Origin of the sequence: Hymenobacter armeniacus, assembly GCF_014699055.1 — a bacterium.
GTDB classification, from domain to species: Bacteria; Bacteroidota; Bacteroidia; order Cytophagales; family Hymenobacteraceae; genus Hymenobacter; species Hymenobacter armeniacus.
The window spans coordinates 449256-473314 of sequence record NZ_JACXAC010000006.1 but is presented as its reverse complement, the minus strand read 5'-3'; the positions used below and the strand labels follow the sequence as shown (position 1 = coordinate 473314).

Sequence of the window (24059 nt, the reverse complement as noted above, 5' to 3'; positions counted from 1 at the left end):
CGGCTGGCGGGGGCTTTTGCAATCTGCGCGGGCACCATTGGCGTAGGTGCGGCGGTTGTGGCCTGAAATCGTACGCATGAATCGGTTGTTTTCTTTTGCGCTGGCCGTGCTGCTGGCCGGCAGCACGGGCTGCGCCACGCCGGAAGTGGCGCCGGCGGCTGGCTCCGGCGGGGGCACCGCCAGCCCCACGGCGCTCACCTACCTCGCGCTGGGCGACTCCTATACCATTGGCGAAGGTGCGGCCGCCGCCGACCGTTGGCCCACACAGCTGGCGGGCCTGCTCACGGCCCAGGGCCCGGCCGTCGCCGCTCCCGACTACATTGCCCGCACCGGCTGGACCACGGCCGAACTGCAAGACGCCCTTGCCGCGGCTAAGCCGGCTTCTTCGTACGGGCTGGTGTCGCTGCTGATTGGGGTGAATAATCAATACCGAGGCCAATCGGTGCCCCAGTACCGCGTCGAGTTCCGGGCGCTGCTGCAGCAGGCCGTTGGCTTTGCCGGCGGCCGGCCGGGCCGCGTGGTGGTGCTCTCCATCCCCGATTGGGGGCAGTCGCCTTTTGGCCAGCGCCAGGGGCGCGCCCCGGCCACTATTGGGCTCGAAATCGACCAATTCAACGCCGTGGCGCAGGACGAATGCCGCCAGGCCAACGTGGCATTCGTCGACATCACGCCCCTGACCCGGGCAGCGGCCGGAACGAGCAGCCAGTTCACCAGCGACGGCCTTCACTACTCGGGCCCGCAGATGCGGCTATGGGCCGAGCGCGCCCTACCCGTAGCGCAGGCGCTGCTTTCCGTAAAATAGCCGGCTGCTGCTGAAGGGGTTGAAGGCAGGAGGCAAAGCCGTGCAACGGCCTGGGACAGTTGCCGGTCATCGGGGAGCGGGCTGCCGGTCCGGCAACCTCGCACCACCCTTTCCCCGACATGAAAAGCACTCTTCTTCTGTTGCCGCTCCTGGCAGTGGCCCTGCCGGCAGCGGCTCAGGATACCGAAATCAGTGGCCGGGCCGGCGTCGGGCTGTTCTGGTTTGGCGGGCCCAGCGCCGAGGGCACGTCGTTCGTCAACTTCGCCAACAACTTTGGGCAGCCCAACGGCTACACCAACAATCCCTACAGCAGCCGGCTGGGTGCGGGCCTGGCGCTGGGAGCCCGGGTGCAGCACGTGGGCCAACGCAATGGTTTGGTGGCTTTCGACTTGGGCTACGAGTGGCTGCGCAGCCGCACCGCCATCACCCAGCTCTACTATACGCCGCCCGGCATCAGTTCATTCTCGGGAGCTTACCGCGCCGATGGCCGCACCGAGCTCGTGGCCCAGCACGCAACGGCCTTTGTGGGACTGGGGCACCGTTTCAAAGCACAGGCGTTGGCTATTGACGTGCTGGCCGGACCGGAGGCCGCCTACGTGTTCGGCTTTCGGGAAAAAGGCAGCGGCACCTACAACGGCAACCTGAACTGGGCCGTTGACCAACCCAGCCGCGCCGCCAGCCGCTTCGACGCCCGCCTGCGGGCCGATGCCACCGTGTGGTACCAGCGCTTGGGCTTCAATGCCAGCTACTCGCACGGCCTGCTGAACTACCAGCGCGGGCTGCTGGGCGCCAGCCCCGAAGTGTACGCGCGCACGCTGCGCCTGGGGCTGGCCTACAAGCTGCGCTAAGCCGCCGCAAAATATGTGGGCCGGCCGTGCGTCTGCAGCGGCCATGAGTCCCCAAACTGCCTCCGCGCCCCGCCTGCAAGCCGCCTACAACGGCAAAACCTACGAAAACACCCTGCCCACCACCGTCAGCCCACTCTCGGGCTACGGCGCGCTGCTGAAGCGCTGGCTGTTTGAGAAAGCCGAGCGGGAACCCCTCGCCCCGTTGGGCCCTTTTCGGGCCGATGCCGCGGCGCTGGCCGCGCCCGTGCCGGCCACGGCGCTGCGGGCCACCTGGCTGGGCCACAGCACCCTGCTGCTCGAAGTCGACGGTCGCCGTATCCTTACCGACCCGGTGTGGGCCGAGCGGGCCTCGCCCTCGCAGCTGATGGGGCCGAAGCGCTTTTTTGCCCCGCCGCTGCCCTTAGATAAGCTGCCCCGGCTGGATGCCGTGGTGCTCTCACACGACCATTACGACCACCTCGACCCAGCCGCCATTCGCTTTCTGGCCAAAACCACCGTGCCGTTTTTCTGCCCGCTGGGCGTGGGCGCGCACCTGCGCCGCTGGGGCGTCCCCGCCGCCCGCATCACCGAACTGAACTGGTGGGAGTCGGCCGCGCTGGCACCCGACTTCACCCTGGTGGCCACGCCGGCGCGCCATTTTTCGGGCCGCGGCCTCACCCGCAACGACACGCTCTGGGCCTCGTGGTGCCTGCTGGGGCCCACGCACAAGGTCTTTTTCGGCGGCGACTCGGGCCCTTTCGACGAAGCCTTCCGGCAGATAGGGGAGGCCTACGGGCCGTTCGATTTGGTGACGCTGGAAATTGGGGCCTCCGACCCCGAATGGGCCGACATTCATCTGGGCCCCGACAACGCCCTGGCCGCCCACCGCCTGCTGGGCGGCGGCCCGCTGCTGCCGCTGCACTGGGGCACGTTCAACCTGGCGTTTCACGCCTGGCGGCAGCCCGTGCAGCGCCTGCTCGAAGCCGCCGATGCCAGAGTGCCCTTGCTGCTACCCGCCCCCGGCCAGCGCGTCGATGTGGCGGCGGGCCCGCTCAACTCGCGCTGGTGGGAGGGATAGAAGGCCGGCCGGGGCGTCCGTCATCCTGAGCGCAGCGAAGGACCTTATCACGTCAAAACGGCTTGTGGTAATTCTTTTTACCCAAGCGCGATAAGGTTCTTCGCTGCGCTCAGGGGGACAGCATTATCAGTATGCCTGAGCCGCCTCCAAAACAATTTTCGCGCCGGCGGCTTATACCCGCTCGATGCCGGCCCGCAGTCGTGGTCCCGGCATCCGGCTTTATCTTTGCCCCGTGATACAAACCCTCGCAGCCGCTCCTTCCCTGGGAAATCGGCTGGCTTCCACCAGCTTTTCCCCGAACCTTGCCAGCCTGTCCGCGCCCGTGTGCGCGGCCGTGGTGGGGTGCTGTTGCTGTTGTTGTTAGAACAGGGCGTTAGCCGGCGAGTGTGGCCTGATAGGGCTGCCGGCTGAATGCCAGACCAGAAAAAAAGCGGGATGCTGTCCCGGTGCCGCCTGGCGCACCGCCGGGTAGTCGTGCGACAACCTTTTAGGTATTTCTGGTATATATAGTTTTTTGATTTTTAATGGGTGCCAATTGGTGCCGGGGCTGCCGCGTGGGCAGTTCCGGCCAATGGCCGCTGTGGCTTTTCTTTTTTCTGGGTTTGTCCGGCTTCACAATCCGCTGCGGCGGCCGCCGGAATCCCGCTTTTTCCCCTTTTCTTATGATACACGCAACAACTACCCGAATCGGGCTGCTGGCGCTGCTTTTGTGGCTGACCACGGCCGCCGCCTGGGCCCAAAACCTCACCGTGACCGGCCGCGTCCTCGACGCCGCCGGCCAAAGCCAGCCCGGCGTGACCGTGCTGGAGCAAGGCACCAGCAACGGCACCAGCACCGACGGCGACGGCCGTTTCTCGCTCTCCAATGTGCCGGGCACGGCCACGCTGGTGTTTTCCGCCGTGGGCTCGCTCACCCAAACCGTGCCCCTGAACGGCCGCACCACCCTCGAAATCCGCCTCGCCGCCAACCAAACCGAGCTGAACGAAGTGGTGGTGACGGGCTCGCGCGCCACCGAGGGCCGCTCCAACATCCTCACCACCGCGCCGGTGGACGTGATTTCGGCCCGCGAAATCAAGGCCTACGCCCAGACCGACGTGACGCAGATTCTGACCTACATCGCGCCCTCGTTCCAGAGCACGCGCCAGACCGTGACCGACGGCACCGACTTTGTGGACCCGGCCACCCTGCGCGGCCTCGGCCCCGACCAGGTGCTGGTGCTGGTGAACGGCAAGCGCCGCCACACCTCGGCCCTCGTGAACATCAACGGCACGCCCGGGCGCGGCTCGGTGGGAACCGATATGAACGTGATTCCGCCCGCCGCCATCAAGCGGATTGAGGTGCTGCGCGACGGCGCGGCGGCCCAGTACGGCTCCGACGCCATTGCCGGCGTCATCAACATTCAGCTGAAAGACGACACCACCGGCGTGAGCGTGAGCAGCACCGCCGGCCAAACCAGCAAGAGCGACGGCCAGCTCTTCCAGGCCGATGCCAACCTGGGCTTCGGCCTCGGCCGGCGCGGCTTCGTGAACGTGAGCGGGCAGTTTTCGAACCGCAGCTACGTGGACCGTAGCGGCCTCGATACGGCCCCGCTCATTTACCTGGGCACCACCAGCGGCAACTACCCCAGCGGCCTCACCGACGCGCAGAAGCTTGACCTGAAAGCCCGCGACAACGCCTTGGTGGCACAGAACGGCTTTAACCGCCGCGACATCCGGGTGGGTAGCGCCGACACCCGCACCTACGGCAGCTTCGTGAACGCGGCCTACACGCTGGCCCCCAGCATCGGGTTGGAAGTCTACTTCGCGGGTGGCCTCACGCGCCGCACGGGCCGCTCGGGCGCCCTCTACCGGCTGCCCACGCAGGTTACGCAAACCGACGCCAGTATCTACCCGAACGGCTTTTTGCCCTTCATCAACAGCACCGTGAACGACGGCTCGGCCATCGTGGGCCTGCGCGGCCAAGTGCTGGGCTTCGCCGCCGATTTGAGCAATACCTACGGCCGCAACGCGCTGGACTACGACATCACCAACACGATTAACGCTTCGTTGCCGGTGGGCACCAGCCCCACCCGCTTCTACGCCGGCCAACTGGCTTTCCAGCAGAACACCACCAACCTGGGATTCTCGCGCAAATTCACTGAAGTAGGGCCTTTGGCGACGCTGAACGTGGCTTTCGGCGGCGAGTTCCGGGTCGATAATTTCCAGATTAACGCTGGCGAATCGGGCTCCTACATCCTCGGGCCGCGCACGGTGAATGGCACGCCAGCCGCCGCGGGCTCGCAAGGCTTCGCCGGCTATCGGCCGTCCGATGCCCTGAACCAGAGCCGCAACAACGTGTCGGGCTACCTCGACTTGGAAAGCGACCTGACCGACAAGCTGTTGGTAAATGTCGCCGGCCGCGCCGAGCGCTACTCCGATTTCGGCTCCAACGTGAGCGGTAAAGTGGCCGCCCGCTACAGCATCCTCGACGGGCTGGCCCTGCGTGGGGCTATCAGCAATGGTTTCCGGGCGCCTTCGCTGCAGCAGCGCTACTTCACCAATTCCAGCACCCAGTTCACCAGCGGCGAGCTGCGCGAAGTGCTGACCACTAATAACGACGACCCCATCACCAAAGCCTTCGGCATTGGCTCGCTGAAGCAGGAAAAGTCGACCAACTACAGCGTGGGCCTCACGGCGCGCATTCTGAAAACCATTACACTGACCGTGGACGCCTACCAGATTGACATCCGCGACCGGATTGTGCTCTCGTCGCAGTTCAGCCGCAACAACACCGTGGTGGCCGGCATTCTCACCGCCAACCAGCGCCCCGGCCAGAACCCGGTGCAGGGCGTGCAGTTCTTTGCCAATGCCGTGAACACCCGCACCCAGGGCATCGACATCGTGGCCAATGAGCGCCTGACCCTGGGCCCCGACAGCCGCCTGACCCTGACGGCCGCCGCCAACTTCAACGAAACGGTGGTGCGCAGCTTCAACAGCTCGGCCTTCATCGACAACAACGCCAGCCTGCAAAACACGCTCTTTGACCGCGCCCAGCGCGCGCGCCTCGAAAACGGCCAGCCCCGCAGCAAAATCAACCTCTCGGCTGACTACGGCTACAAAATCTTCGGCGTGAACCTGCGCACCGTGCGTTTCGGCGAGGTGCAAACCAAGGACGCTGACCCCACCCGCTCGCAAATCGACCAGACTTTCTCGGCCAAATGGGTAACCGACCTGACCATCAGCGCCCAGGTTATCAAGAACATCGGCCTGAGCGTGGGCGTCAACAACCTGTTCAACGTGTATCCCGACCGCCTCTACCAGGACCCCAACAACAACGAGCAAAGCCTGGCCTACTCTACCCTGGACGCCACCAACCGCGGCCGCTTCCTGTATAATTCCAACCAGTTCGGCTTCAACGGCGCGTTCTATTTCGGCCGCGTAAATTTCACGCTGTAAGCTCTGCGCAGCTTAAAAAAGAAAAGGCCCCTCAGCATCTGAGGGGCCTTTTTTAATGGATGACCAGCGGGGCCAGTCTCACTTGTCGCTGTATTGCAGCCGGGCTACCTGGGTACCGTCCGCATTCCGGGCAAAGTAGAGGCCGGCGGATAGCGCCGTGGCCGGCTGCCATGCCACGCGCCCATCGGCGGCCGTTTCCAAGCGTGCCACCTGGCGGCCCAGGGCGTCCGAAATAGTGACGGGTTGCACGCCTTTTCCGGCAAACTGAAACTGCACCACCTCACGGAATGGAACGGGGAAAGGCGGTTGCGCTAGCTCCTGCCGCGTGCGGGCAGCCAGCACCCGCTGCGTAACCAGCACCGGAACCGTGACCACGGCAAAGGCCGGCGCTGCGCAATAATTGTCGAGGGCCGTAACCGCCAGCAGGTAACGGCCGGGAGCGAGCGTGGCGGGTATCTGCCAATTAAGCTGCGCCTGCCCGCCACCCAAATCCTGGAACGTGGCGCCCTGCACCACTCCGGGGAAGCTGCTCGACAGAGCCAGGGTTTGGCCGGCGTCGGGGTCGGTGGCCGTGAGCCGGAGCGCCAGCGTGGTCCCCGGATTGGCAGGAATGGTCTGGCCCAGGAGCTGGCCGCCGGGGGCACTGTCCAGCGCCACACGGGTGAAAACCGGCGCTTGGTTGGTGCCGGCGAACACGAAATAAGCCATGTCGCGGGTGATGCTCCCGATTTGCTGCCAGTTACCGTTCACGCGCCGGTATTCGTCAACCCGAGCGGCCAGCGCGTAGTAGCCCTGTTGCGTGGGGCCGCCCACGGTCACCAACTCGCCGGTAGCGGCATCAAGCTGGAAGTGCGGCGCAATGGCCCCACTGGTGAGCATGCCACACGGAGCCGCGGGGGTTGGGTTAGCCAGGGGCTGCACCAGCCGGTACACCAGCGAATCGCCTTCGCTGTCGAAAGCACCAATGCTGTAGTGCTGCGGGGCCAGCGAGGTGGTCAGCTGAATGAGGCGGTCGACGAGAAAGCGGGGCGAAGAATTGACCAGACCGCTGCTATTATTTAGCTCCGTTTTAACGAAAACGCTCTGGTTAAGTGAGTTAATGATGTTGGCAATGCCGGAGGCACGGTTTGGCATTTCAACGCTGAGCGTCCAGCTAGCCGGCGCCAGCTGCACGAGGGCGTCGTAGGTGCTAAGCTCGTAATTGATTGGCGTGCTGTTGCAACTCGCCGAAACCCTTGTGCGGCTGCTGCGCGGCACCATCATCGTGAAACCGCCCAGCGTGGTGGCGCTGCACCCGTTGCGGCCGCCATTAAGGGTCACATACGGGTCGTCTACCAGCGAGCCCAAGTCCCGAAACAGCCGCACCGTAACGTGGTACTGGTCGGGGCTGGCCGCGGTGCCCGCGTATTCATAGGTGATGTCGGCGCCCAGGGCGTGCGAAGCCCAGGCCGCAGAACTGCTGCTGAGCCACAAAAAAAGCGCGCCAAGCAGGCTGCGAAAGCGAAAAGCTGTAAGCATAGAAAAAGGGAAAGGAAGTGGAAGCCAACAGCACCCAACCTCGGCTGCCGCGCAGACAAGGCAGCAAAAATTAAGCCCTTTTACTAAGCTAACACCTTATTTTCCAGCCGGGGCCGTTGGCGTGGCCGAGTTGCTGTCCAGAATCTGAAACAGCTCGTTAAGCTTGGGCGTGAGGATGATTTCGGTGCGGCGGTTCAGGGCCTTGTTCTGGGGCGAGTCGTTGGCGGCCACGGGCACGTACTGGCCGCGGCCCGACGCCGTGACGCGCTCCGGCGCCACGCCGCTGGTGGTGAGCAGGCGCGCGATTTCGGTGGCGCGCAGGGCGCTCAGGTCCCAGTTGTCGGTCATGCCGGCGGTACCGCGAAGGATGGGCACGTTGTCGGTGTGGCCTTCCACCACCACGTTCACGTCTTTCTGCTCTTGCAGCACGGTGGCCAACTTTTTCAGCGCCTCCTGGCCTTTAGGGTCCACTTTGGTCGAGCCGGATTTAAACAGCAGCTGCTCCGAGAGCGACACGTACACCTTGCCGTCTTTCAGCTTCACCTGCAAGTCGTTGCCGCTGAAGCTGAGCAGGGCCTTGCTCACGCGGGCTTTCAGGTCGTCCACGGCCTTGTCTTTGTCGGCCAGGGCTTTGGTGAGTTCCGTCAGGCGGGTTTCGCGGGCCTGGAGGTCGGCGGCGAGGCGGTCGTTGTTGGCTTTGGCTTTTTGCAGGGTGGTTTCCAACTCGCCCAGCTCGGCTTCGCGGCGAGCCAGGTCTCTAGCCACTTTGTTGTAGTCAGATGACTTATTAGCCAGCTCCCGGTCGCTGTTTTTGAGCAGCTTGTCGTAGCTGTTGTTCAGCTCGTTGTAGAGGGTGCGGGTTTTGCGGTAGGCGGCGCCGGTTTCGGCCGAGTCGGTCACCAGCCGCTTTTGAGTGAGGCGCAGTTGGGCCAGCTCGTCGCTGGCTTTTTGTAGCTCGGCGGTGGTGGTGCGCAGCTGGCGCTCGGCGGCGTCTTTGCCCTGGGCATCGGCCCGCTGGCGGGCGCTGAGGTCGTCGTATTTTTTGGCCGTCACGCAGCCATTGAGGGCCGGGGCGGCGAGCAGCAGCAGGCCCAGGAGGGCAGGAGAGAAGGTTTTCACGAAAAGAGGGAATGGCAGATACCACGCCAATACCGGCCAGACTGCCCGGCCACGTTGGTGCGGCAAGGTAGCGCTTAGCGGCCGGCCCGGCCGTAGAAACTTGCCGCAGAGCCGTTGTCCGCTTGGCTTTTTTCCGCGCCGCCGGGGCGGGCCGGGCCCGGGCGGGTGGCGCACCAAACCGTAGCGCTTGCGTAAACTACCGCCGTCCGGCGCAGCAATGGCCGGGCACTGTGGCCGAACGCAGCCGGTTTGGCTTATCTTTGACGCCCTGTTTCATCCGTTGCCGCCGGCCCGAAGCCTGCGGTTCTTCCTAAGAAATATCAGCTACTAGCCACCCGCTAACAGCTAAAAGCTAACAATATGGCCTGGTTTAAGCGCGTAGAGAAGGGCATCGTTACCCCCACCGAGCAGAAAAAAGAAACCCCCGACGGCCTCTGGCACAAGTGCCAGGAATGCAAAACCGTGGTGACCATGGCCGAGCACAAGCGCCTGCTGTACGTGTGCGGCAACTGCAACTACCACGACCGCATCGACGCCGCCGACTACTTCGAGTTCCTCTTCGACCACGGCCAGTTCACCGAGCTCGACGCCAACCTGACGTCTGGCGACCCCCTGCATTTCGTCGACACCAAGGAATACCCCAAGCGGGTGGCGGCCACCGAGCGCAACACCGGCCTGAAAGACGCCGTGCGCTCGGCCCACGGCCTGAGCGCCGGCCAGCCGCTGGTGGTGGCCGCCATGGATTTTAAGTTCATTGGCGGCTCGATGGGCTCGGTGGTGGGCGAGAAAATTGCCCGCGCCATCGACTTTGCCCGCCAGAACCGGATTCCGTTTCTGATGATTTCGCGCTCCGGCGGCGCCCGCATGATGGAAGCCGGCTACTCGCTCATGCAAATGGCCAAAACCTCGGCCAAGCTGGCCCTGCTTTCGGAAGCCGGCGTGCCCTACGTGTCGCTGCTGACGGACCCCACCACCGGCGGCGTCACGGCCTCGTTTGCCATGCTGGGCGATTTTAACATTGCCGAGCCGGGCGCCCTCATCGGCTTTGCCGGCCCGCGCGTCATCAAAGAAACCATCGGCAAGGACCTGCCCAAGGGCTTCCAGAGCGCCGAATTTGTGCTGGAGCACGGCTTCCTCGATTTCATTGTGGACCGCCGCGAGCTAAAGCAGCGCCTCGCCGACCTGCTGGGCATGCTGCGGCCGGCGCCGGCCGCGGCCGTGCCGGAGCAGCGCGAAGCCCGGCGCACCGCCCCCAAAGCCCACTAGCAAGCTCCAAAGCACGCTTTTTACTTTCGGCACACTTCTTGAAAAGCCTGTTCCTGTCACCGGAACGGGCTTTTCCCGTATACGGCCAAACACTCACCAACTTTTTCCCTAATGAACACCTCCAAATCCCTCCTTTCGGTTCTGATGGCCTTCGTGCTGCTGTTTAGCTCCTGCGCCACTTCGCAGCAAGCCGGCAGCACCCAGCCCGACCTGTCGACCAACAACGGCACCGGCGCTCGCAAAACGGGCATGAGCAAAACCACCAAAGGCGGCCTTATCGGCGCGGGTGGCGGGGCTGCCGCTGGCGCCATTCTGGGCCGCGTAATTGGCGGCGGGGCCAAAGGCACGGCCATTGGCGCCATCATTGGTGCTGCCGCCGGTGGCACGGCCGGCGCCCTGATTGGCCGCAAAATGGACAAGCAAGCCGCCGACCTGCAGAAAGACATGCAAAACGCCAAAGTGGAGCGCGTGGGCGAAGGCATCAAAATCACCTTCGACTCGGGCATTCTCTTCGACACCAACTCGTCGTACCTGCGTCCGGCTTCGGAAGCCGACATCACCAAGATGGCCGCTGTGCTGCAGAAATACCCCGACACCAACGTGCTGATTGAAGGCCACACCGACAACACCGGCACCGACGCCATCAACCAGCCGCTGAGCGAGCGCCGCGCCCAGGCCGTGGCTAGCTCCACCATCAACAAAGGCGTGTCGTCGAGCCGCATCACGGCCACCGGCTACGGCTCGACCCAGCCCGTGGCCGACAACAGCACGGCCGAAGGCCGCCAGGCCAACCGCCGCGTAGAAATCGCCATCTATGCCAACGAGAAGATGAAGAAAGCCGCCGAAAACGGCACGCTCTAAGCTCGTCTTCACAGGGGTTCAACCCATTGCCATTTAATAAAAAGGCCTCCCAAGCGGGTGGCTTTTTTTTGTGATTATTCCCCAAAAATACGCGGGCCTTTGGGGCAACCTCCGCCAAAGTGGCTGCGTTAAAAGCGGGTTGTTATTTCAATCTTTAATTCATTTTTGCCATGAAGACGTTCAAAATATATTTCCTGATGGTGTTTGCTTTTCTGATGCTGGCCGGCTCGGCCGCGCAGGCCCAAACGCCCAAAAAAGGCTGGAGCAATAAGGCCAAGGGTGCCGCCATCGGCGGTGGCGCTGGTGCCGTGACCGGGGCCGTGCTCGGCGGCACCAAGGGCGCCATCATCGGCGGTGCCGCCGGTGTGGTGGGCGGTGGCCTCATTGGCCGCAACAAGGACAAGAAAAAAGACCCGGCCCGCTACGAAGCCTATCGCAAAAAGTAAGGAGGCAACGGCCCGTGGCCGCACGCTTCCCCGAGCAAAGGACCCGGCCCCTGTGGCCGGGTCCTTTTTTTGTGGCTCAACGAAAGCACAAAGCCGTTCGTCTGGCCATTTATTCGGTTCGGCCGGGGAGTTTGGCAAGGTGGTTGCAAATGGCGTACTTGCCGGCTCAATACCCTGTATTCGGCCTTTTGCCGGCATCTTTTATCCAAACCCTTTTTTAAACATGAAATTTCTTCGTTCGTCACTCACGTTTCTGCTGGCCCTGCTGCTGTTGGTAAACAACTTTGCGCAGGCCCAAACCACCACCGTTTCGACGGATAAGCCGAAAGGCATGAGCAAAACCCTCAAAGGCGGCCTCATTGGCGGCTTGGGTGGTGCTGTGGCCGGTGGCGTGGCCGGCCGCCTCATTGGTGGCAAGTCGGGCACGGCCAAAGGTGCCATCATCGGCGCCGTGGTGGGCGGCACCGCCGGTGCCCTCATTGGCCGCAAAATGGACAAAGCCGCTGCTGAGCTGCGTCGCGACCTTGAAGGCGCCAAAGTGGAGCGCGTGGGCGAAGGCATCAAAATCACCTTCGCTTCGGGCATCCTGTTCGCCACCAACTCGTCGAGCCTGACCCCGGAAGCTGCCGGCAACATCGACCAGCTGGCCGCTACCCTGAAAAAGTACGCCGACACCAACGTGGTGATTGAAGGCCACACCGACAGCTCGGGTTCGGACGCCATCAACCAGCCCCTCTCGGAGCGTCGCGCCCAGGCTGTGTCGAATGAGATTCAGGCCCAAGGCGTGGATGCCGGCCGCATCACGGCTACGGGTTACGGCTCGACCCAGCCGGTGGGCGACAACTCGACCGCCGCTGGCAAAGCCGCCAACCGCCGCGTAGAAGTAGCCATCTTCGCCAACGAGAAAATGCAGAAGGCCGCCAAGAAAGGCCAACTGTAAGACCAAGCCGGCTGTGTAAGAGCAGCCGGTATTCAACTAAAAAAGGCGACCTCACAGGTCGCTTTTTTTATGCTTTTTCGGCTGAGCTGCCCCGGAGGGCAACCTTGGGGCTCGGCCGCAGGTACACCCCCAATGCCTTCCCCCGACGCTACCTACGCTTCCGCGGCCGCCGAAAAAGCCTGGGCCGACCACCAGATTCTCGACCATTTCTACGGGCACCTGCCGCCCGAGCCGCGCCGCACGCCCATGCGCGAGCTGATTTCGACGGTTCTCTCGCACCGCACCACCCACGCCGACGAGGAACTGGCTTACGACCGCATGCTGGAAGCCTTCGGCGACTGGGCCGGGGTGGAGGCGGCGCCCACCACCGAACTGGCCCACGCTATTCGGACCACGCGCTGGCCCGACACGCAGGCGCCGCGCATTCAGGAGATTCTGCGCCGCATTCGAGCCGAGACGGGCGGGCCGTTCGACCTGGATTTTCTGGCCGAGTGGCCGTTGGAAAAAGGCATGGCCTGGCTGACCGACATGCCCGGCATCGGCTTGAAAACGGCTTCGCTGCTGCTGCTCTTCAACTACCACAAGCCGGTGCTGCCCGTCGATACGCATGTGCATCGGGTGGCGCAGCGGGTGGGATTTTTGGGGCCAAAAGTATCGGTAGAGAAGGCCCATGCCGTGCTGCTGGCCCTGCTGCCGGCCGATGGCGAAACGCTGTTTAACTTCCACAAGCACAACTACTGGCACGGGCAGCAGATTTGCTTTTTCCTGAAGCCGAACTGCGCGCGCTGCCCGCTGAAAGGGTTCTGCAGCTACTACGAGGAACATTTCGAGCCAGCCACGGCCGAAGCGCTGGCCGCCACGCCCGATAAGTGGGACGCGGCCGCCTGGGGCAAGCTGCCGCATTAGCTTTGTAGCGCGGGCTTTTAGTCCGCGAGTCGAAAACTATACGGGCGCACCGTGTTATTGCGCCTGGAAGTCACTCACGCGCAGACCACAAGTCTGCGCCACCGCCATGCGCCTCGTCAAGCACCCCGTCCTCTGCAATTATTACGTGACGTATCGCTGCAATGCGAAGTGCGCATTTTGCGATATATGGGAAAAGCCCTCGCCCTACATCACGCTGGAAGACGTGACGCAAAACCTGCGCGACCTGAAGCGGCTGGGCGTGTCGGTGATTGATTTTACCGGTGGCGAGCCGCTGCTGCATCGGCAGCTGCCCGAGTTTCTGGGGCTGGCGCGCGCGATGGGCTTCATCACCACCGTGACGACCAACGGCCTGCTCTACCCCAAAAACGCGGAGAAGCTGCGCGGCAAGGTCGACATGCTGCATTTTTCGCTCGACTCGGCCGACCGCGACACCCACGACCTAGGCCGGGGCGTGGCCTGCTACGATTTCGTGCTCGAAAGCATTCGCGTGGCCAAAGAGCTGGGCGAGCGGCCGGACATTCTCTTCACCGTGTTCCGCAAAAACCTGGCGGACCTGGAGGCCGTGTACCGCGACATTACCCAGCCCAACGGCTTGGTGCTCATCCTGAACCCGGCCTTTGAGTACGGCGACGTGGAAACCGGCGAGCAGCTCACGCCCGCCGAGCTGGACTACCTCTCGGCCTTTGGCAAGCGCAAGGGCGTGTATCTGAACGAGGCCTTCATCCAGCTGCGGCGCGACGGCGGCAACCACGTGGCTGCGCCCGTGTGCCGGGCCGCCAGCACCACGCTGGTCATCTCGCCCAGCAACGAGCTGGTGCTGCCCTGCTACCACCTCGGCGAGCAGAAATTCCCCATCGGCGGCCAGCTGTTCGACCTCTACCACGCCCCCGAAACCCAGCGCCTGGCCGCGCTGGAAGGCCGCCTGCCCGCCTGCGAAGGCTGCACTATTAATTGCTACATGCAGCCCAGCTTCGCGGTCGAAACCAGCAAATACTTCTGGCAGGCCCTGCCCAGCACGCTCAAGTACAACTGGGAAAAAGGCACCTGGAAGCGGTTGGTGGGCGTTTAGCTAGCTGGCGTAGCGCTTTGGCCCGGCACGCCCAGCTGGGTCAGGACCTGTGTGATTTCGGCTGGGCGTTGGGTGCCCAGCAACAGGCGGTTGCCATTGCGCAGCACCAATTGCAGGCCTTGGTCGCCGGAGATGTTGTAAGCGCGGTTGCGACGCGAGCCTTTTAGTCCCCAGCCGCCGTATTCGCCCAGTGGGTCGTAGGAGCGCACGAAGGCTTGCGTTATTTCGGCCCAAGGCCACAGCTGCCAGCGCCAGTGCAAGGGGAAAAGCCGATAGTATACTCCCGTTTTGCTTAGGCGGGTTTCGAGCCGAAGCATGAGCAGCAGGCCGATGCCGAGCAAGCCCATCGTAGCCGCTACCATGCCGGCCACCATATCGGATGTTGCGCTGGGCGCCCCTTTGGCTGGTACTAGCCAGAGCAGCGTGGTTACTACTACTGCGGGTGTTAACAACAACGGCCACCAGCGCCGGACGAATACCTGCCGTTCCTGAAAAAGCATAAGGCAATGCACTAAGCTGCCGAACCACAAACGGCCGCATATTTACGGCCGAACTACTACACTACATCGCCATGCCCGCCCTCGTATTACCCGTTCACGGCATTTTTCCGCAAATTCCTGCCGACTGCTTCGTGGCCGATAACGCCACCATCATCGGCGACGTGGTGCTGGGCTCGAACTGCACGGTCTGGTTCACGGCCGTCATTCGGGGCGACGTGCACCGCATCCGCATCGGCAGCGAAACCAACATTCAGGACGGCGCCGTGCTGCACTGCACCTACCAAAAAGCACCTCTTACCATTGGCAGCCGCGTCAGCATCGGGCACCGGGCGCTGGTGCACGGTTGCACCGTGGAGGACGACGTGCTCATCGGCATGGGCGCCATCGTGATGGACCACGCCGTGGTGGGCACCGGCTGCATCGTGGCGGCCGGAGCCGTGGTGCTCGAAAATTTCGTATGTGAGCCCGGTTTCCTCTACGCCGGTGTGCCGGCCAAAAAAATCAAGCCCGTGACGGAAGAACAGCGCGAAGGCCTGCGCCGCACGGCCGCTAATTACCAGACCTACGCCAGCTGGCTGCAGTAGTTTGCAGCGGTAGAAAGTCCCTGATTTTGGCGCGCGTATTGTATTTTATGGTCTAGTAATGAATGAAGTAGCACTGTTCTTTATAAGCTTCAATCGTATTATTAAAGTCTGATTAGGCAAAACTTCGGTTTGGCCACTCCTTGCGTTGCCGGGGTACTTCGTGGCGCATTTCATAGAACACGTTCCCCATGACCCTTTTTTACTTGGTGCGACTGGCTTGGGTCGGCGCGTTGCTGACGGGCGCCGCCCTCGCAGGCTGCCAACGGGCCGCTTTCTCGTTTCAGCCCACTCATGGTACATCTGCAGCCGTCGGGCCGGAGCCGGATACAGTTGCACTGGCTTCTTCACCGGTCCTTCCCGCTGCTGTAACTGCTGCTCTCCCGCGCCGCGCCGGGTTATCAGGACAGCGCGCGGGGCAGGCCGTGGCTCCTTGGCCTAGGCGATTCCGCCGCCCGCCCAGCGCCACTGCCCGCAAATTGTTGGTTGGCCAGCCGGTGGCGGCTGCGACGATTGCGCCGCGGCGGGCCCGCGTCAGCAGCTGGCATTCTGCCGAACGCGGGGCGCCGGCACGCGTGGCCAACGATACGGTGCCCCAGCGGAGCAAAGGCGTGGCTGTGGTCCTCGCGCTGCTGCTGGGCGTTTTTGGGGCTCACCAGTTTTACCTGGGGTACGTGGGCCGGGGCTTCCTTTACTTGGGCCTGACCGCCGCCGCCGCGATGTTTCTCACCCTTGGACTATTGGCAATTGCGTTCGGCGGGCCTTACGGTGGCTTTATCACAGTGGCGGTTTTAGTAGCTTTTGCGGTGCAGGCCTGGCTGATAAGCGACATCGTGCGCATCCTGACCGGAAGCCTTGCACCCAAAGACGGCGAGTATTTCGACCGTTTCTTCTAACGATTTCCGGCTGTTGCCCGCTGCTACCTACAGCTCATCGAGCTCCCCGCGCGGCGCTTCGCGCTCCAAAGGCGTGGTCACGCGGAGCTGCACAAGTTCCACGGCACGGCGCGAGCGTTGCAGCACGCGGAATTCGTAGGGGTCGAGCACGGCCACGTCGCCCACTTCTGGAATGCTGCCGTAAATGACGTTGAGCAGGCCGCCCACGGTTTCGTAGTCTTCGCCTTCGGGCAGGGGGAAGGGGAGGTACTCGTTGGCGTCGGAGATGGGCGTGGCGGGGTTCACGCGGTACTCGTCATCGGCCACTTTCTCCACCACGGGCACCTCGTTATCGTACTCGTCCTGGATTTCGCCCACCAGCTCTTCCATGATGTCCTCGATGGTGACAATGCCCGACACGCCGCCGAACTCGTCGCTCACGATGGCCATCACGATGTGCTTGCGCTGAAACTGGCGCAGCAAGCGGTTAATCTTCTTCGTTTCGGGCACGAAATAGGGCGCGCGCATGATGCGGGCCAAATCCACGGGCTCGCCGCGCCGGATGATGGGCAGCAGGTCCTTCACGTTGAGCACGCCCACGATGTTGTCGATGTTGCCTTCGTACACCGGCAGGCGCGAGTAGCCTTCGTTAAAAATGGTGTCGAGAATCTGGTCGGCGGGGGCGTTCACGTCGAGGGCCGACAGCTTGGTGCGGGGCACCATAATCTGCTTCACCATCCGGTCGTTGAACTGAAACACGTTCTCAATTAGCTCGTGTTCCGAGTCCTGAATCTCGCCGCTTTCCTTGCTTTGGTCGATGAGCAGGCGCAACTCGTCGGAGGTGTGGGCCTCGGTGCCGTGGGCATTGTGCACACCGAAAGCGCCCAGCAGCAGGTTCGACGCCTTCGACAGGAACCACGTGAGCGGCCGCGTGATGTAGTAAAAGCCGCGCAGCGGCAGCACCAGGGCCAGGCTCACGGCCTCGGGCCGCTGAATGGCCAGCGCCTTGGGGAACAACTCGCCAAACAGCACGTGCAAAAACGTGAGGATGATGAGGCCCAGGCCCACGCCAATGGTGTGCAGCGTGACCGCCGACACGGGCATGCCCAGGCGCGGCAGCAACTCGGCAAATATTTCCGTAAACAGCTCTTCGCCCACGGCACCGAGCAGCAGCGAGGCAATGGTGACGCCCAGCTGGGTGGCCGACAGGTAGTCGTATAGCTTGCGCAATACCCCCAGGGCCTGGCCGGCCAGGCGGCTGCCTTCCTTGGCTTTAACCTCCAGTTGTGAGAGGCGGACGCGAATCAGCGAGAATTCGGCGGCCACGAAAAAGCCGTTTACTAAGACAAGTAAAACGGTGAAAAGTAATTGTAAACCCATGTTGGCGGCCCCCGCGACGCGGTCGGTCTGGGGGCCTTTGTTGCTCAAAAGTACGCAGTTTGACGCAGGTGGTTGGCCGGCTGAACTTTTGGCGCAGCAGTTTGTGGTAAGGACGCCCTTATTTTGTGGCAGCAAGCGCGTGTAAGCAACCGCAACTTTTTACGACTAATTACGGACACCAACGGGCCAGCCGCGTGCAACGGCCCGGCCAACTGGCCTGTTGTTGGCGCATACGCGGCCAACCCGTCCGCGCGAATATTTGTAAGCAATGAAGAATCTTTGGATAGTAAAATGCGTGGCCCTGTGGCTGGTTTTGGCCGGTTCGGCCGCCGCCCAGGTGCTCACGCCCACCCATTTGAGCACGGCGCTGAGCAAGCCCGCCGCCAAAGTGGGCGAGGAGGTGGAACTGGTCATCAACGCCCGCATCGACGACAAATGGCACCTGTACGCTTCCGATTTTAGCGACGAAGTAGGCCCGGTGGTGTTCACGGTGGCCTTCAAGCCCAGCCCGGCCTACGCGCTGGTGGGCAAGCTGCAATCGGTGAAGTCGCACCACGAGCAGGACGAAATTTTTAAAGGCGAAGTGGCTTTCTGGGAAAAAACCGGCCAGCTGCGCCAACGCATCAAGGTGCTGCAGCCCGGCCCGCTCACCATCTCAGCCACCGCCGACTACCAGAGCTGCACCACCGTCGACGGCCGCTGCGTGCCCGGCAACGACCCGCTCACCTTCGGCCCGCTCACCGTGACCGGTCCGGCCGCCCCGGCCAAAGCCACCGGCGCCGTGACGCCCCCGGCCGGCCCCTCCCAACCCGCAACCGCCGTGGCCACCACGGCTTCGAAAGATTCTTCCGGCGCAGTGGCCGCCACGCTGGCCGTGACGCCGCCAGCCGATGCAGCACCGGCCGCCGCCACAGCGCCCGCCACGAGCCCGGAAGCAGCGCCTGCAGCGGCCCCGGCGGCTCCTGCCGCGGTGGCGGCCAGTGCCAACCCCAGCACCGGCGTAGGCCTAAGCTTGTGGCAGTACCTGCTGCTGGCTTTCGGCGGCGGCCTGCTGGCCGTGATTATGCCCTGCGTGTACCCCATGCTCCCCATGACGGTGTCGTACTTCACCAGCATGGGCGGCACGCGGCGGCGCAGCGTGCTCATGGCCTGCGGCTACGGCCTGTCCATCATGGCCATCTACACGGGGGCGGGCGTGCTGCTCAGCCTGTTGTTCGGGGCCGATGCGGCCAACTTCATCAGCTCGCACTGGCTGCCCAACGTGGTGTCGTTCCTGATTTTCATTGTGTTTGGCCTGTCATTTCTGGGCTTGTTTGAAATCAACGCCCCCTCAGCGCTGGTGAATAAGGCCGACGCCCAGGCCGACAAAGGCGGTTGGACGGGCCTGTTCTTTATGGCCGCCACGCTGGTGCTGGTATCGTTCTCGTGCACCGTGCCCATTGTGGGGTCGGTGGCCATTGCGGCGGCCAACGGCGAATTGCTGCGGCCCACGCTGGGCATGCTGGCGTTTTCGCTCGCCTTCGCCCTGCCGTTCATCCTGTTTGCCCTGTTTCCCACCTGGCTGAAGTCGCTGCCCCGTTCGGGTGGCTGGCTGAATGTGCTGAAGGTGGTGCTGGGCTTTGTGGAATTGGGCATGGCGTTTAAGTTTTTGAGCTCAGCCGATTTGTCCTACCACTGGGGCCTGGTGCCGCGCCCGGTGTTCCTCACCATCTGGATAGTGCTGGCGGCCGTGCTGGGCTTCTATCTGCTGGGCAAAATCCGCCTGCCGCACGACAGCGAAACCCCGCACGTGAGCGTGCCGCGGCTGGTGCTGTCGATGGTGGCCTTCATGTTTGCGGTGTATTTGGTGCCGGGCCTGTTTGGCGCGCCGCTGCCCACGCTGTCGGCCCTGGTGCCGCCGCCCACCCGCCACGACTTTAGCCTGGCTGCTTCAAGTGGCGCTGCAGCTCCGGCTGTGGCCACGGCCGGCAGCGCGGCCACTTGCACCACCGCCCGCTACGCCGACATCCTGGAATTGCCGCTGGGCCTGAACGGTTTTTTCACCCTGCAGGAAGCTATTAAGTGCGCCAAGGAGCAGGGCAAACCCATTTTCGTCGACTTCACGGGGCACAACTGTGGCAACTGCCGCCGCATGGAAGCCGACGTGTGGTCGCACGAGGAAGTGCTGCGCCAACTCAGCAACGACTACGTGGTGGTGGCCCTTTACGCCGACGACAAAACCACGCTGCCCAACGCCGAATGGTACACTTCGCCGCGCGACGGCCGCGTGAAAGCCACCATGGGCGAGCAAAATCTGGACTTTCAAATCAGCAGGTTCAACGCCAACGCGCAGCCCTATTACGTGCTGCTCGACCCCAACGACACGGGCAACAAGCCCCTGCTGGCGCCCATTGCCTATGAGCCTAGCGTGGAGAAGTTTAGCAAGTATCTGCAAGCGGGCGTGAAGCAATACCACGCTCAGCGCCGCCCGGTAGCAACGCGTTAGGCAACTGTCTGATTAGCCAGTGCGTACCTGAGCAGTAGCAGCTGCCCGTTACCACAATCGTTTTAAAGCACGAAGAGGCGACCCCCACCCAGAGGTCGCCTCTTACTTGTGTGAGACATGCACCCACCCAGATGCAATGCCTCGTTTTCCCCTCTTCTCCTCCGTATCCAACCACGGCCGTAGAGATTGGAAAGGTCCAATCAGTAAGTAATAAGTGACAAACCGCAAAAAAATCTGCGTTTATTTGTCCACTTTTCACCGCTACGCTGTTGCCGTGGCCTTCTGCCTTGGATTGTAACAAATGTAAGAGGACAAGTTAGATGGTGCAAATAATTTCACCGTTTAACTAAAAATTTACAATACCTTCAATTTGTAGGCCTTAATTTCGCTTTCCTTTTAATCCTCCTCTGCAAAACATGGCTAGAAATTACGAACTTGATGACACCGACCGCAACATCCTGAATCTGCTCATTCAGGATGCCAAGATGCCGTACACGGAAATTGCCCGCAAGGTCAATGTTTCGGGCGGCACCGTGCACGTGCGCATGGCCCGGCTCGAAGAAATCGGCATCGTGCAGGGCGCTACCCTGCGCATCGACTACCAAAAGCTTGGCTACGGCGTGAGTGCATTTCTGGGCATCTACCTGCTGAAAAGCTCGGTGTATACCAGCGTGGTGAACCAGCTGCGCGACATTCCGGAAGTGGTGAGCATTCATTTCACCACCGGCGCTTATGGCGTATTTGCCCGCCTGGTGTGCCGCGACACCCAGCACCTGCGCGATGTGCTGCACGACCGCATTCAGCCCATCGACGGTATTGAGCGCACCGAAACGCTTATTTCGCTCGAAGAAGTGGTGAACCGGCCTACGCAGCTAACGTAGCCGTACAGACTTTATGAAAGCAACGGCCAGTTGTGCGGTTCGGGATTCTCCCGGACCGTGCGGCTGGTCTTTTTTTTGGTTGGCGGCCGTCCGGGGCTTGCGGCCCCGGCCCAACGCGGGCGGCCCGCCGTAATTTTGCGTTCTGCCCATGCCCGAGTCTTCGCCCGCGACCCTGCTCATCCAAACTGCTTTCATCGGTGACGTCATCTTGATGACGGCGCTGCTGGAATACCTGCACCACGCCGAGCCCGGCACGCCGGTGGATGTGCTGGTGCGCCGCGGCAACGAAGGCTTACTGGCCGGCCACCCGCACGTGCGGCGCGTGCTGATATGGGACAAGAAGCACCGCAAGTATGCGGCGCTGTGGCAGCTGCTGGGCCAGATTCGGGCGGCTCGCTACCGCCGCGTGGTCACGCTGCAGCGTTTTGCCAGCACGGGGTTTCTCACGGCTTTTTCGCGGGCGCCGGAGCGGGTGGGCTTTGCCAAAAACCCGCTGAGCCGGTTTTTTACCCGGCGCGTGCCGCACGCCATCGGCGACGGCACCCACGAAGTGACGCGCAACCTGCGCCTGCTCACCGATGCGGTGCCCACGCCGCTGTTGGCCCCCCGGCTGTATCCTTTGGCGGCCGATGAAGCGGCCGTGGCCCCCTACGCCGCGGCGGGGCCGTACATCTGCATTGCGCCCACTTCGGTGTGGTTCACCAAGCAGTATCCCGAAAACAAATGGCTGGAGCTGCTGGCCGAGCTGCCCGCCGGCCTGCGCGTGTACCTGCTGGGCGGCCCGCCCGACGTGGGCGCCTGCGAGCGCCTGGCGGCCGCCAGCGGCCGCGAAAACCTAGTGAACCTGGCCGGAAGAATCGGCCTGCTGGCCTCGGCCGCGCTGATGCGCGGCGCGGTGATGAACTACGTGAACGACTCGGCGCCCATGCATTTGTGCTCGGCGGTGGGGGCACCGGTTACGGCGGTGTTTTGTTCTACGGTGCCGGCCTTTGGGTTTGGGCCGCTGGCGCCGGTTTCGTTCGTGGTGGAAACCCGGGAGCCGCTGCCGTGCAAGCCCTGCGGGCTCCACGGGCACGGGGCTTGCCCGCTGGGGCATTTTCGGTGCGCGCACACTGTTGAGGTGGGGCAACTACTGGCCACATTGCCGGTTATGTCATCTTAAAATCGTTTGTCATCCTGAGTGCAACGAAGGACCTTCTCACGGCTGAGCAGAATTGTTCTGGCGTGAGAAGGTCCTTCGTTGCACTCAGGATGACAAGCGGTGTGCCCTACCTTTGTATTTCTTATGCTTGATTATCACATTCACGAATATCCTAACGGCATCCGCCTCTTACACAAGCAGGTACCGCATACCAAAATAGCGCATTGCGGCTTTTTGCTCGACATCGGCTCGCGCGACGAGGCACCGCACCAGCAGGGCCTGGCCCACTTCTGGGAACACATGGCGTTCAAGGGCACCGAGAAGCGCAAGTCGTTTCACATCCTCAACCGCCTCGAAACCGTGGGCGGCGAGCTGAACGCCTACACCACCAAAGAGAAAATCTGTTTCTATGCCGCGCTGCTCAGCACGCATTTCGAGCGCGCGTTTGAGTTGCTGACCGATTTGACGTTCAACTCCGTGTTTCCGGGCCGCGAGGTGGAAAAGGAGCGGGGCGTGATTCTGGAAGAAATGAGCATGTACCAGGACGCGCCGGAAGACGCCATTGTCGACGATTTCGACACGGTCATTTTCGGCGACCACCCGCTGGGCGTCAACATCCTGGGCACCCGCGAAAGCGTGAGCCGGTTTCAGACCGCCGATTTTCATGCCTTTTTGCACGAGCAGATGCGCACCGACCGGCTGGTGTTCAGCTCGGTGAGCAACCTCTCGTTTGAAGCAGTGAAGCGGCTGGCCGACAAGTTTCTGGCGCCGCTGCCGGCCCGGCGGGGCCCGCGGGTGCGCCGCCCGGTGGGACCGTACGAGCGCAAAACGCAGGTGGAGGCGCGCCCCATTTCGCAGGCGCACTGCCTGGTGGGCGGCCCGGCCTATTCACTGAACGACCCGCGGCGCATTCCGTTCTTCATGCTGAACAACATCCTGGGCGGGCCGGGCATGAACTCGCGCCTCAACCTGGCGGTGCGGGAGAAGTACGGCTTGGTGTACACCATCGACAGCACCTACTCGCCCTATACCGACACGGGCTTGTTCGGCATCTACTTCGGCACCGAGGGCAAGCAGCTTGCGCGCACGCTGGGCCTGGTGCAGAAGGAGCTGAAGCTGCTGCGCACGACGCCCCTCACCACCAACCAACTGCACACGGCCAAGCACCAGCTGATGGGCCAGCTGGCCATGAGCGAGGAAAGCAACAGCGGCCTGATGCAGCTGCTCGGCAAAAGCACCCTCGACCTGGGCCGCGTGGAGCCGCTGAGCGAAATATTTCAGAAAATTGAGGGCGTGACGGCCGCCGAGCTGCGCGACATGGCCAACGAAGTGCTGACCGACGAGCACCTGAGCGTGCTGCAGTACGTGCCCGAGGGGAAATGAGCCAGCCGGTGTTTGGGCACGTGGGCACCTACCGGCCCGGCGATACCTTTCGCAACCGCATCGAGCTGTCGCTGAGCCGGGTGCACCGCCCGCGCCGCACCGGCGTGTGCGGCACGCAGCAGCTGGGGGCCGAAAGCATTGTGCTGGCCGGCCAGTACGAAGAAGACGACTTCGGCGAAGACGAAATCCTGTACTCCGGCAACGGCGGGCGCGACCCCCAAACCGGCCGCCAAATCATGGACCAGGTGGTCACCACCGGCATTTTGGCCTTGCTGAAAAGCATCGAAACCGCCCTGCCGGTGCGGGTGCTGCGCAAAGTGCCGGGCGAGGATGGTGAGCTGGAAGTGTACCGCTACGAAGGCCTGTACCGGGTGGTGGGCTCCACGTATGGGCCGGGCAAGTCCGGCTTTCAGGTGTATATTTTTCGGCTGCGGCCGTTGATAGGGGTGTAAAGGCGCAGTATGTTGCGTCTCGTCGTTGAACGCCCTAGGCCGCGCCGTTCGAATCGTGTAAGCGTCATCGTGCAACGACGAGACGCAAAATATT

Annotated in this window: 21 protein-coding genes; 17 read left to right on the top strand and 4 right to left on the bottom strand. The window is 62.9% G+C overall.

Annotated features, from left to right (window positions below):
- Positions 1 to 76: 76 nt before the first annotated feature.
- The 4 genes from IC234_RS19430 to IC234_RS19415 all read left to right on the top strand — a co-directional run bounded on the left by IC234_RS19430 (position 77) and on the right by IC234_RS19415 (position 6141).
- Positions 77 to 802, top strand: a complete 726-nt coding sequence (locus IC234_RS19430; RefSeq protein ID WP_190927924.1) for an SGNH/GDSL hydrolase family protein — start codon at positions 77 to 79, stop codon at positions 800 to 802.
- 119 nt (positions 803 to 921) lie between these two features.
- Entirely contained in the window at positions 922 to 1650 is a 729-nt protein-coding gene (locus IC234_RS19425) for a hypothetical protein (RefSeq protein WP_190927922.1), read from the top strand.
- Positions 1651 to 1693: 43 nt separating this feature from the next.
- Positions 1694 to 2707 (top strand): MBL fold metallo-hydrolase, encoded by a 1014-nt coding sequence (locus tag IC234_RS19420; protein WP_190927920.1) that lies wholly within the window; start codon positions 1694 to 1696, stop codon positions 2705 to 2707.
- Between the two features lie 662 nt (positions 2708 to 3369).
- A complete protein-coding gene (locus IC234_RS19415) occupies positions 3370 to 6141 on the top strand; it encodes a TonB-dependent receptor (RefSeq protein ID WP_190927918.1) in 2772 nt (923 codons plus the stop codon).
- Positions 6142 to 6219: 78 nt separating this feature from the next.
- Here the strand turns inward: IC234_RS19415 and IC234_RS19410 are convergent, their stop codons facing one another.
- Both IC234_RS19410 and IC234_RS19405 read right to left on the bottom strand, forming a co-directional pair.
- Positions 6220 to 7659 carry a hypothetical protein gene (locus IC234_RS19410; RefSeq protein WP_190927916.1) on the bottom strand — a complete coding sequence of 480 codons (1440 nt, stop codon included), beginning with the start codon at positions 7657 to 7659 and terminating at the stop codon, positions 6220 to 6222.
- A 96-nt stretch (positions 7660 to 7755) separates the two neighbouring features.
- Positions 7756 to 8778 carry an OmpA family protein gene (locus IC234_RS19405; RefSeq protein WP_317173414.1) on the bottom strand — a complete coding sequence of 341 codons (1023 nt, stop codon included), beginning with the start codon at positions 8776 to 8778 and terminating at the stop codon, positions 7756 to 7758.
- A 360-nt stretch (positions 8779 to 9138) separates the two neighbouring features.
- On the opposite strand from IC234_RS19405, the gene accD reads away from it, so the two are divergent.
- The 6 genes from accD (at position 9139) to IC234_RS19375 (ending at position 14287) form a co-directional block, all read left to right on the top strand.
- Positions 9139 to 10044, top strand: coding sequence for an acetyl-CoA carboxylase, carboxyltransferase subunit beta (gene accD / locus IC234_RS19400; RefSeq protein WP_190927914.1), 906 nt, complete (start codon positions 9139 to 9141; stop codon positions 10042 to 10044).
- Positions 10045 to 10155: 111 nt separating this feature from the next.
- Entirely contained in the window at positions 10156 to 10905 is a 750-nt protein-coding gene (locus IC234_RS19395; protein WP_223827788.1) for an OmpA family protein, read from the top strand.
- Between the two features lie 170 nt (positions 10906 to 11075).
- Complete coding sequence (locus IC234_RS19390; RefSeq protein ID WP_223827787.1) at positions 11076 to 11351, top strand: YMGG-like glycine zipper-containing protein; 276 nt, start codon at positions 11076 to 11078, stop codon at positions 11349 to 11351.
- A 223-nt stretch (positions 11352 to 11574) separates the two neighbouring features.
- Positions 11575 to 12291 carry an OmpA family protein gene (locus IC234_RS19385; protein ID WP_190927911.1) on the top strand — a complete coding sequence of 239 codons (717 nt, stop codon included), beginning with the start codon at positions 11575 to 11577 and terminating at the stop codon, positions 12289 to 12291.
- 132 nt (positions 12292 to 12423) lie between these two features.
- Positions 12424 to 13197: an endonuclease III domain-containing protein gene (locus tag IC234_RS19380; protein ID WP_190927909.1), complete on the top strand. Its 774-nt coding sequence runs from the start codon at positions 12424 to 12426 to the stop codon at positions 13195 to 13197.
- 106 nt (positions 13198 to 13303) lie between these two features.
- Positions 13304 to 14287: a radical SAM protein gene (locus IC234_RS19375; protein ID WP_190927907.1), complete on the top strand. Its 984-nt coding sequence runs from the start codon at positions 13304 to 13306 to the stop codon at positions 14285 to 14287.
- Here the strand turns inward: IC234_RS19375 and IC234_RS19370 are convergent.
- Entirely contained in the window at positions 14284 to 14787 is a 504-nt protein-coding gene (locus IC234_RS19370; protein WP_190927905.1) for a hypothetical protein, read from the bottom strand. The genes IC234_RS19375 and IC234_RS19370 overlap by 4 nt on opposite strands.
- A 71-nt stretch (positions 14788 to 14858) precedes the next feature.
- Here IC234_RS19370 and IC234_RS19365 point away from each other — a divergent pair, with 71 nt between their 5' ends.
- Both IC234_RS19365 and IC234_RS21950 read left to right on the top strand, forming a co-directional pair.
- Entirely contained in the window at positions 14859 to 15371 is a 513-nt protein-coding gene (locus tag IC234_RS19365) for a gamma carbonic anhydrase family protein (protein WP_190927903.1), read from the top strand.
- 476 nt (positions 15372 to 15847) lie between these two features.
- Complete coding sequence (locus tag IC234_RS21950; RefSeq protein WP_223827786.1) at positions 15848 to 16264, top strand: TM2 domain-containing protein; 417 nt, start codon at positions 15848 to 15850, stop codon at positions 16262 to 16264.
- Between the two features lie 27 nt (positions 16265 to 16291).
- Here the strand turns inward: IC234_RS21950 and IC234_RS19355 are convergent, their stop codons facing one another.
- The gene (locus IC234_RS19355) at positions 16292 to 17623 is read right to left on the bottom strand and encodes a hemolysin family protein (RefSeq protein ID WP_190928170.1); all 1332 of its coding nucleotides are present in this window, start codon (positions 17621 to 17623) and stop codon (positions 16292 to 16294) included.
- A gap of 268 nt (positions 17624 to 17891) precedes the next feature.
- On the opposite strand from IC234_RS19355, the gene IC234_RS19350 reads away from it, so the two are divergent.
- From IC234_RS19350 to IC234_RS19330, 5 genes are all read left to right on the top strand, one after another.
- A complete protein-coding gene (locus IC234_RS19350) occupies positions 17892 to 20108 on the top strand; it encodes a protein-disulfide reductase DsbD family protein (protein WP_190927899.1) in 2217 nt (738 codons plus the stop codon).
- A 416-nt stretch (positions 20109 to 20524) separates the two neighbouring features.
- Complete coding sequence (locus IC234_RS19345; protein ID WP_046244611.1) at positions 20525 to 20989, top strand: Lrp/AsnC ligand binding domain-containing protein; 465 nt, start codon at positions 20525 to 20527, stop codon at positions 20987 to 20989.
- Positions 20990 to 21137: 148 nt separating this feature from the next.
- Positions 21138 to 22151, top strand: a complete 1014-nt coding sequence (locus tag IC234_RS19340) for a glycosyltransferase family 9 protein (RefSeq protein WP_190927897.1) — start codon at positions 21138 to 21140, stop codon at positions 22149 to 22151.
- A 123-nt stretch (positions 22152 to 22274) separates the two neighbouring features.
- Positions 22275 to 23513: a M16 family metallopeptidase gene (locus IC234_RS19335; RefSeq protein WP_190927895.1), complete on the top strand. Its 1239-nt coding sequence runs from the start codon at positions 22275 to 22277 to the stop codon at positions 23511 to 23513.
- Positions 23510 to 23965: a YDG/SRA domain-containing protein gene (locus tag IC234_RS19330; protein ID WP_190927892.1), complete on the top strand. Its 456-nt coding sequence runs from the start codon at positions 23510 to 23512 to the stop codon at positions 23963 to 23965. Before IC234_RS19335 ends, IC234_RS19330 begins: the two co-directional genes overlap by 4 nt.
- Positions 23966 to 24059: the final 94 nt, after the last annotated feature.

Coding starts and splice junctions, on each gene's coding strand:
- IC234_RS19430 (WP_190927924.1), top strand. CDS start 77: ATGAATCGGTTGTTTTCTTTTGCGCTGGCCGTGCTGCTGGCCGGCAGC.
- IC234_RS19425 (WP_190927922.1), top strand. CDS start 922: ATGAAAAGCACTCTTCTTCTGTTGCCGCTCCTGGCAGTGGCCCTGCCG.
- IC234_RS19420 (WP_190927920.1), top strand. CDS start 1,694: ATGAGTCCCCAAACTGCCTCCGCGCCCCGCCTGCAAGCCGCCTACAAC.
- IC234_RS19415 (WP_190927918.1), top strand. CDS start 3,370: ATGATACACGCAACAACTACCCGAATCGGGCTGCTGGCGCTGCTTTTG.
- IC234_RS19410 (WP_190927916.1), bottom strand. CDS start 7,659: ATGCTTACAGCTTTTCGCTTTCGCAGCCTGCTTGGCGCGCTTTTTTTG.
- accD (WP_190927914.1), top strand. CDS start 9,139: ATGGCCTGGTTTAAGCGCGTAGAGAAGGGCATCGTTACCCCCACCGAG.
- IC234_RS19395 (WP_223827788.1), top strand. CDS start 10,156: ATGAACACCTCCAAATCCCTCCTTTCGGTTCTGATGGCCTTCGTGCTG.
- IC234_RS19390 (WP_223827787.1), top strand. CDS start 11,076: ATGAAGACGTTCAAAATATATTTCCTGATGGTGTTTGCTTTTCTGATG.
- IC234_RS19385 (WP_190927911.1), top strand. CDS start 11,575: ATGAAATTTCTTCGTTCGTCACTCACGTTTCTGCTGGCCCTGCTGCTG.
- IC234_RS19380 (WP_190927909.1), top strand. CDS start 12,424: ATGCCTTCCCCCGACGCTACCTACGCTTCCGCGGCCGCCGAAAAAGCC.
- IC234_RS19375 (WP_190927907.1), top strand. CDS start 13,304: ATGCGCCTCGTCAAGCACCCCGTCCTCTGCAATTATTACGTGACGTAT.
- IC234_RS19370 (WP_190927905.1), bottom strand. CDS start 14,787: ATGCTTTTTCAGGAACGGCAGGTATTCGTCCGGCGCTGGTGGCCGTTG.
- IC234_RS19365 (WP_190927903.1), top strand. CDS start 14,859: ATGCCCGCCCTCGTATTACCCGTTCACGGCATTTTTCCGCAAATTCCT.
- IC234_RS19355 (WP_190928170.1), bottom strand. CDS start 17,623: ATGGGTTTACAATTACTTTTCACCGTTTTACTTGTCTTAGTAAACGGC.
- IC234_RS19350 (WP_190927899.1), top strand. CDS start 17,892: ATGAAGAATCTTTGGATAGTAAAATGCGTGGCCCTGTGGCTGGTTTTG.
- IC234_RS19345 (WP_046244611.1), top strand. CDS start 20,525: ATGGCTAGAAATTACGAACTTGATGACACCGACCGCAACATCCTGAAT.
- IC234_RS19340 (WP_190927897.1), top strand. CDS start 21,138: ATGCCCGAGTCTTCGCCCGCGACCCTGCTCATCCAAACTGCTTTCATC.
- IC234_RS19335 (WP_190927895.1), top strand. CDS start 22,275: ATGCTTGATTATCACATTCACGAATATCCTAACGGCATCCGCCTCTTA.
- IC234_RS19330 (WP_190927892.1), top strand. CDS start 23,510: ATGAGCCAGCCGGTGTTTGGGCACGTGGGCACCTACCGGCCCGGCGAT.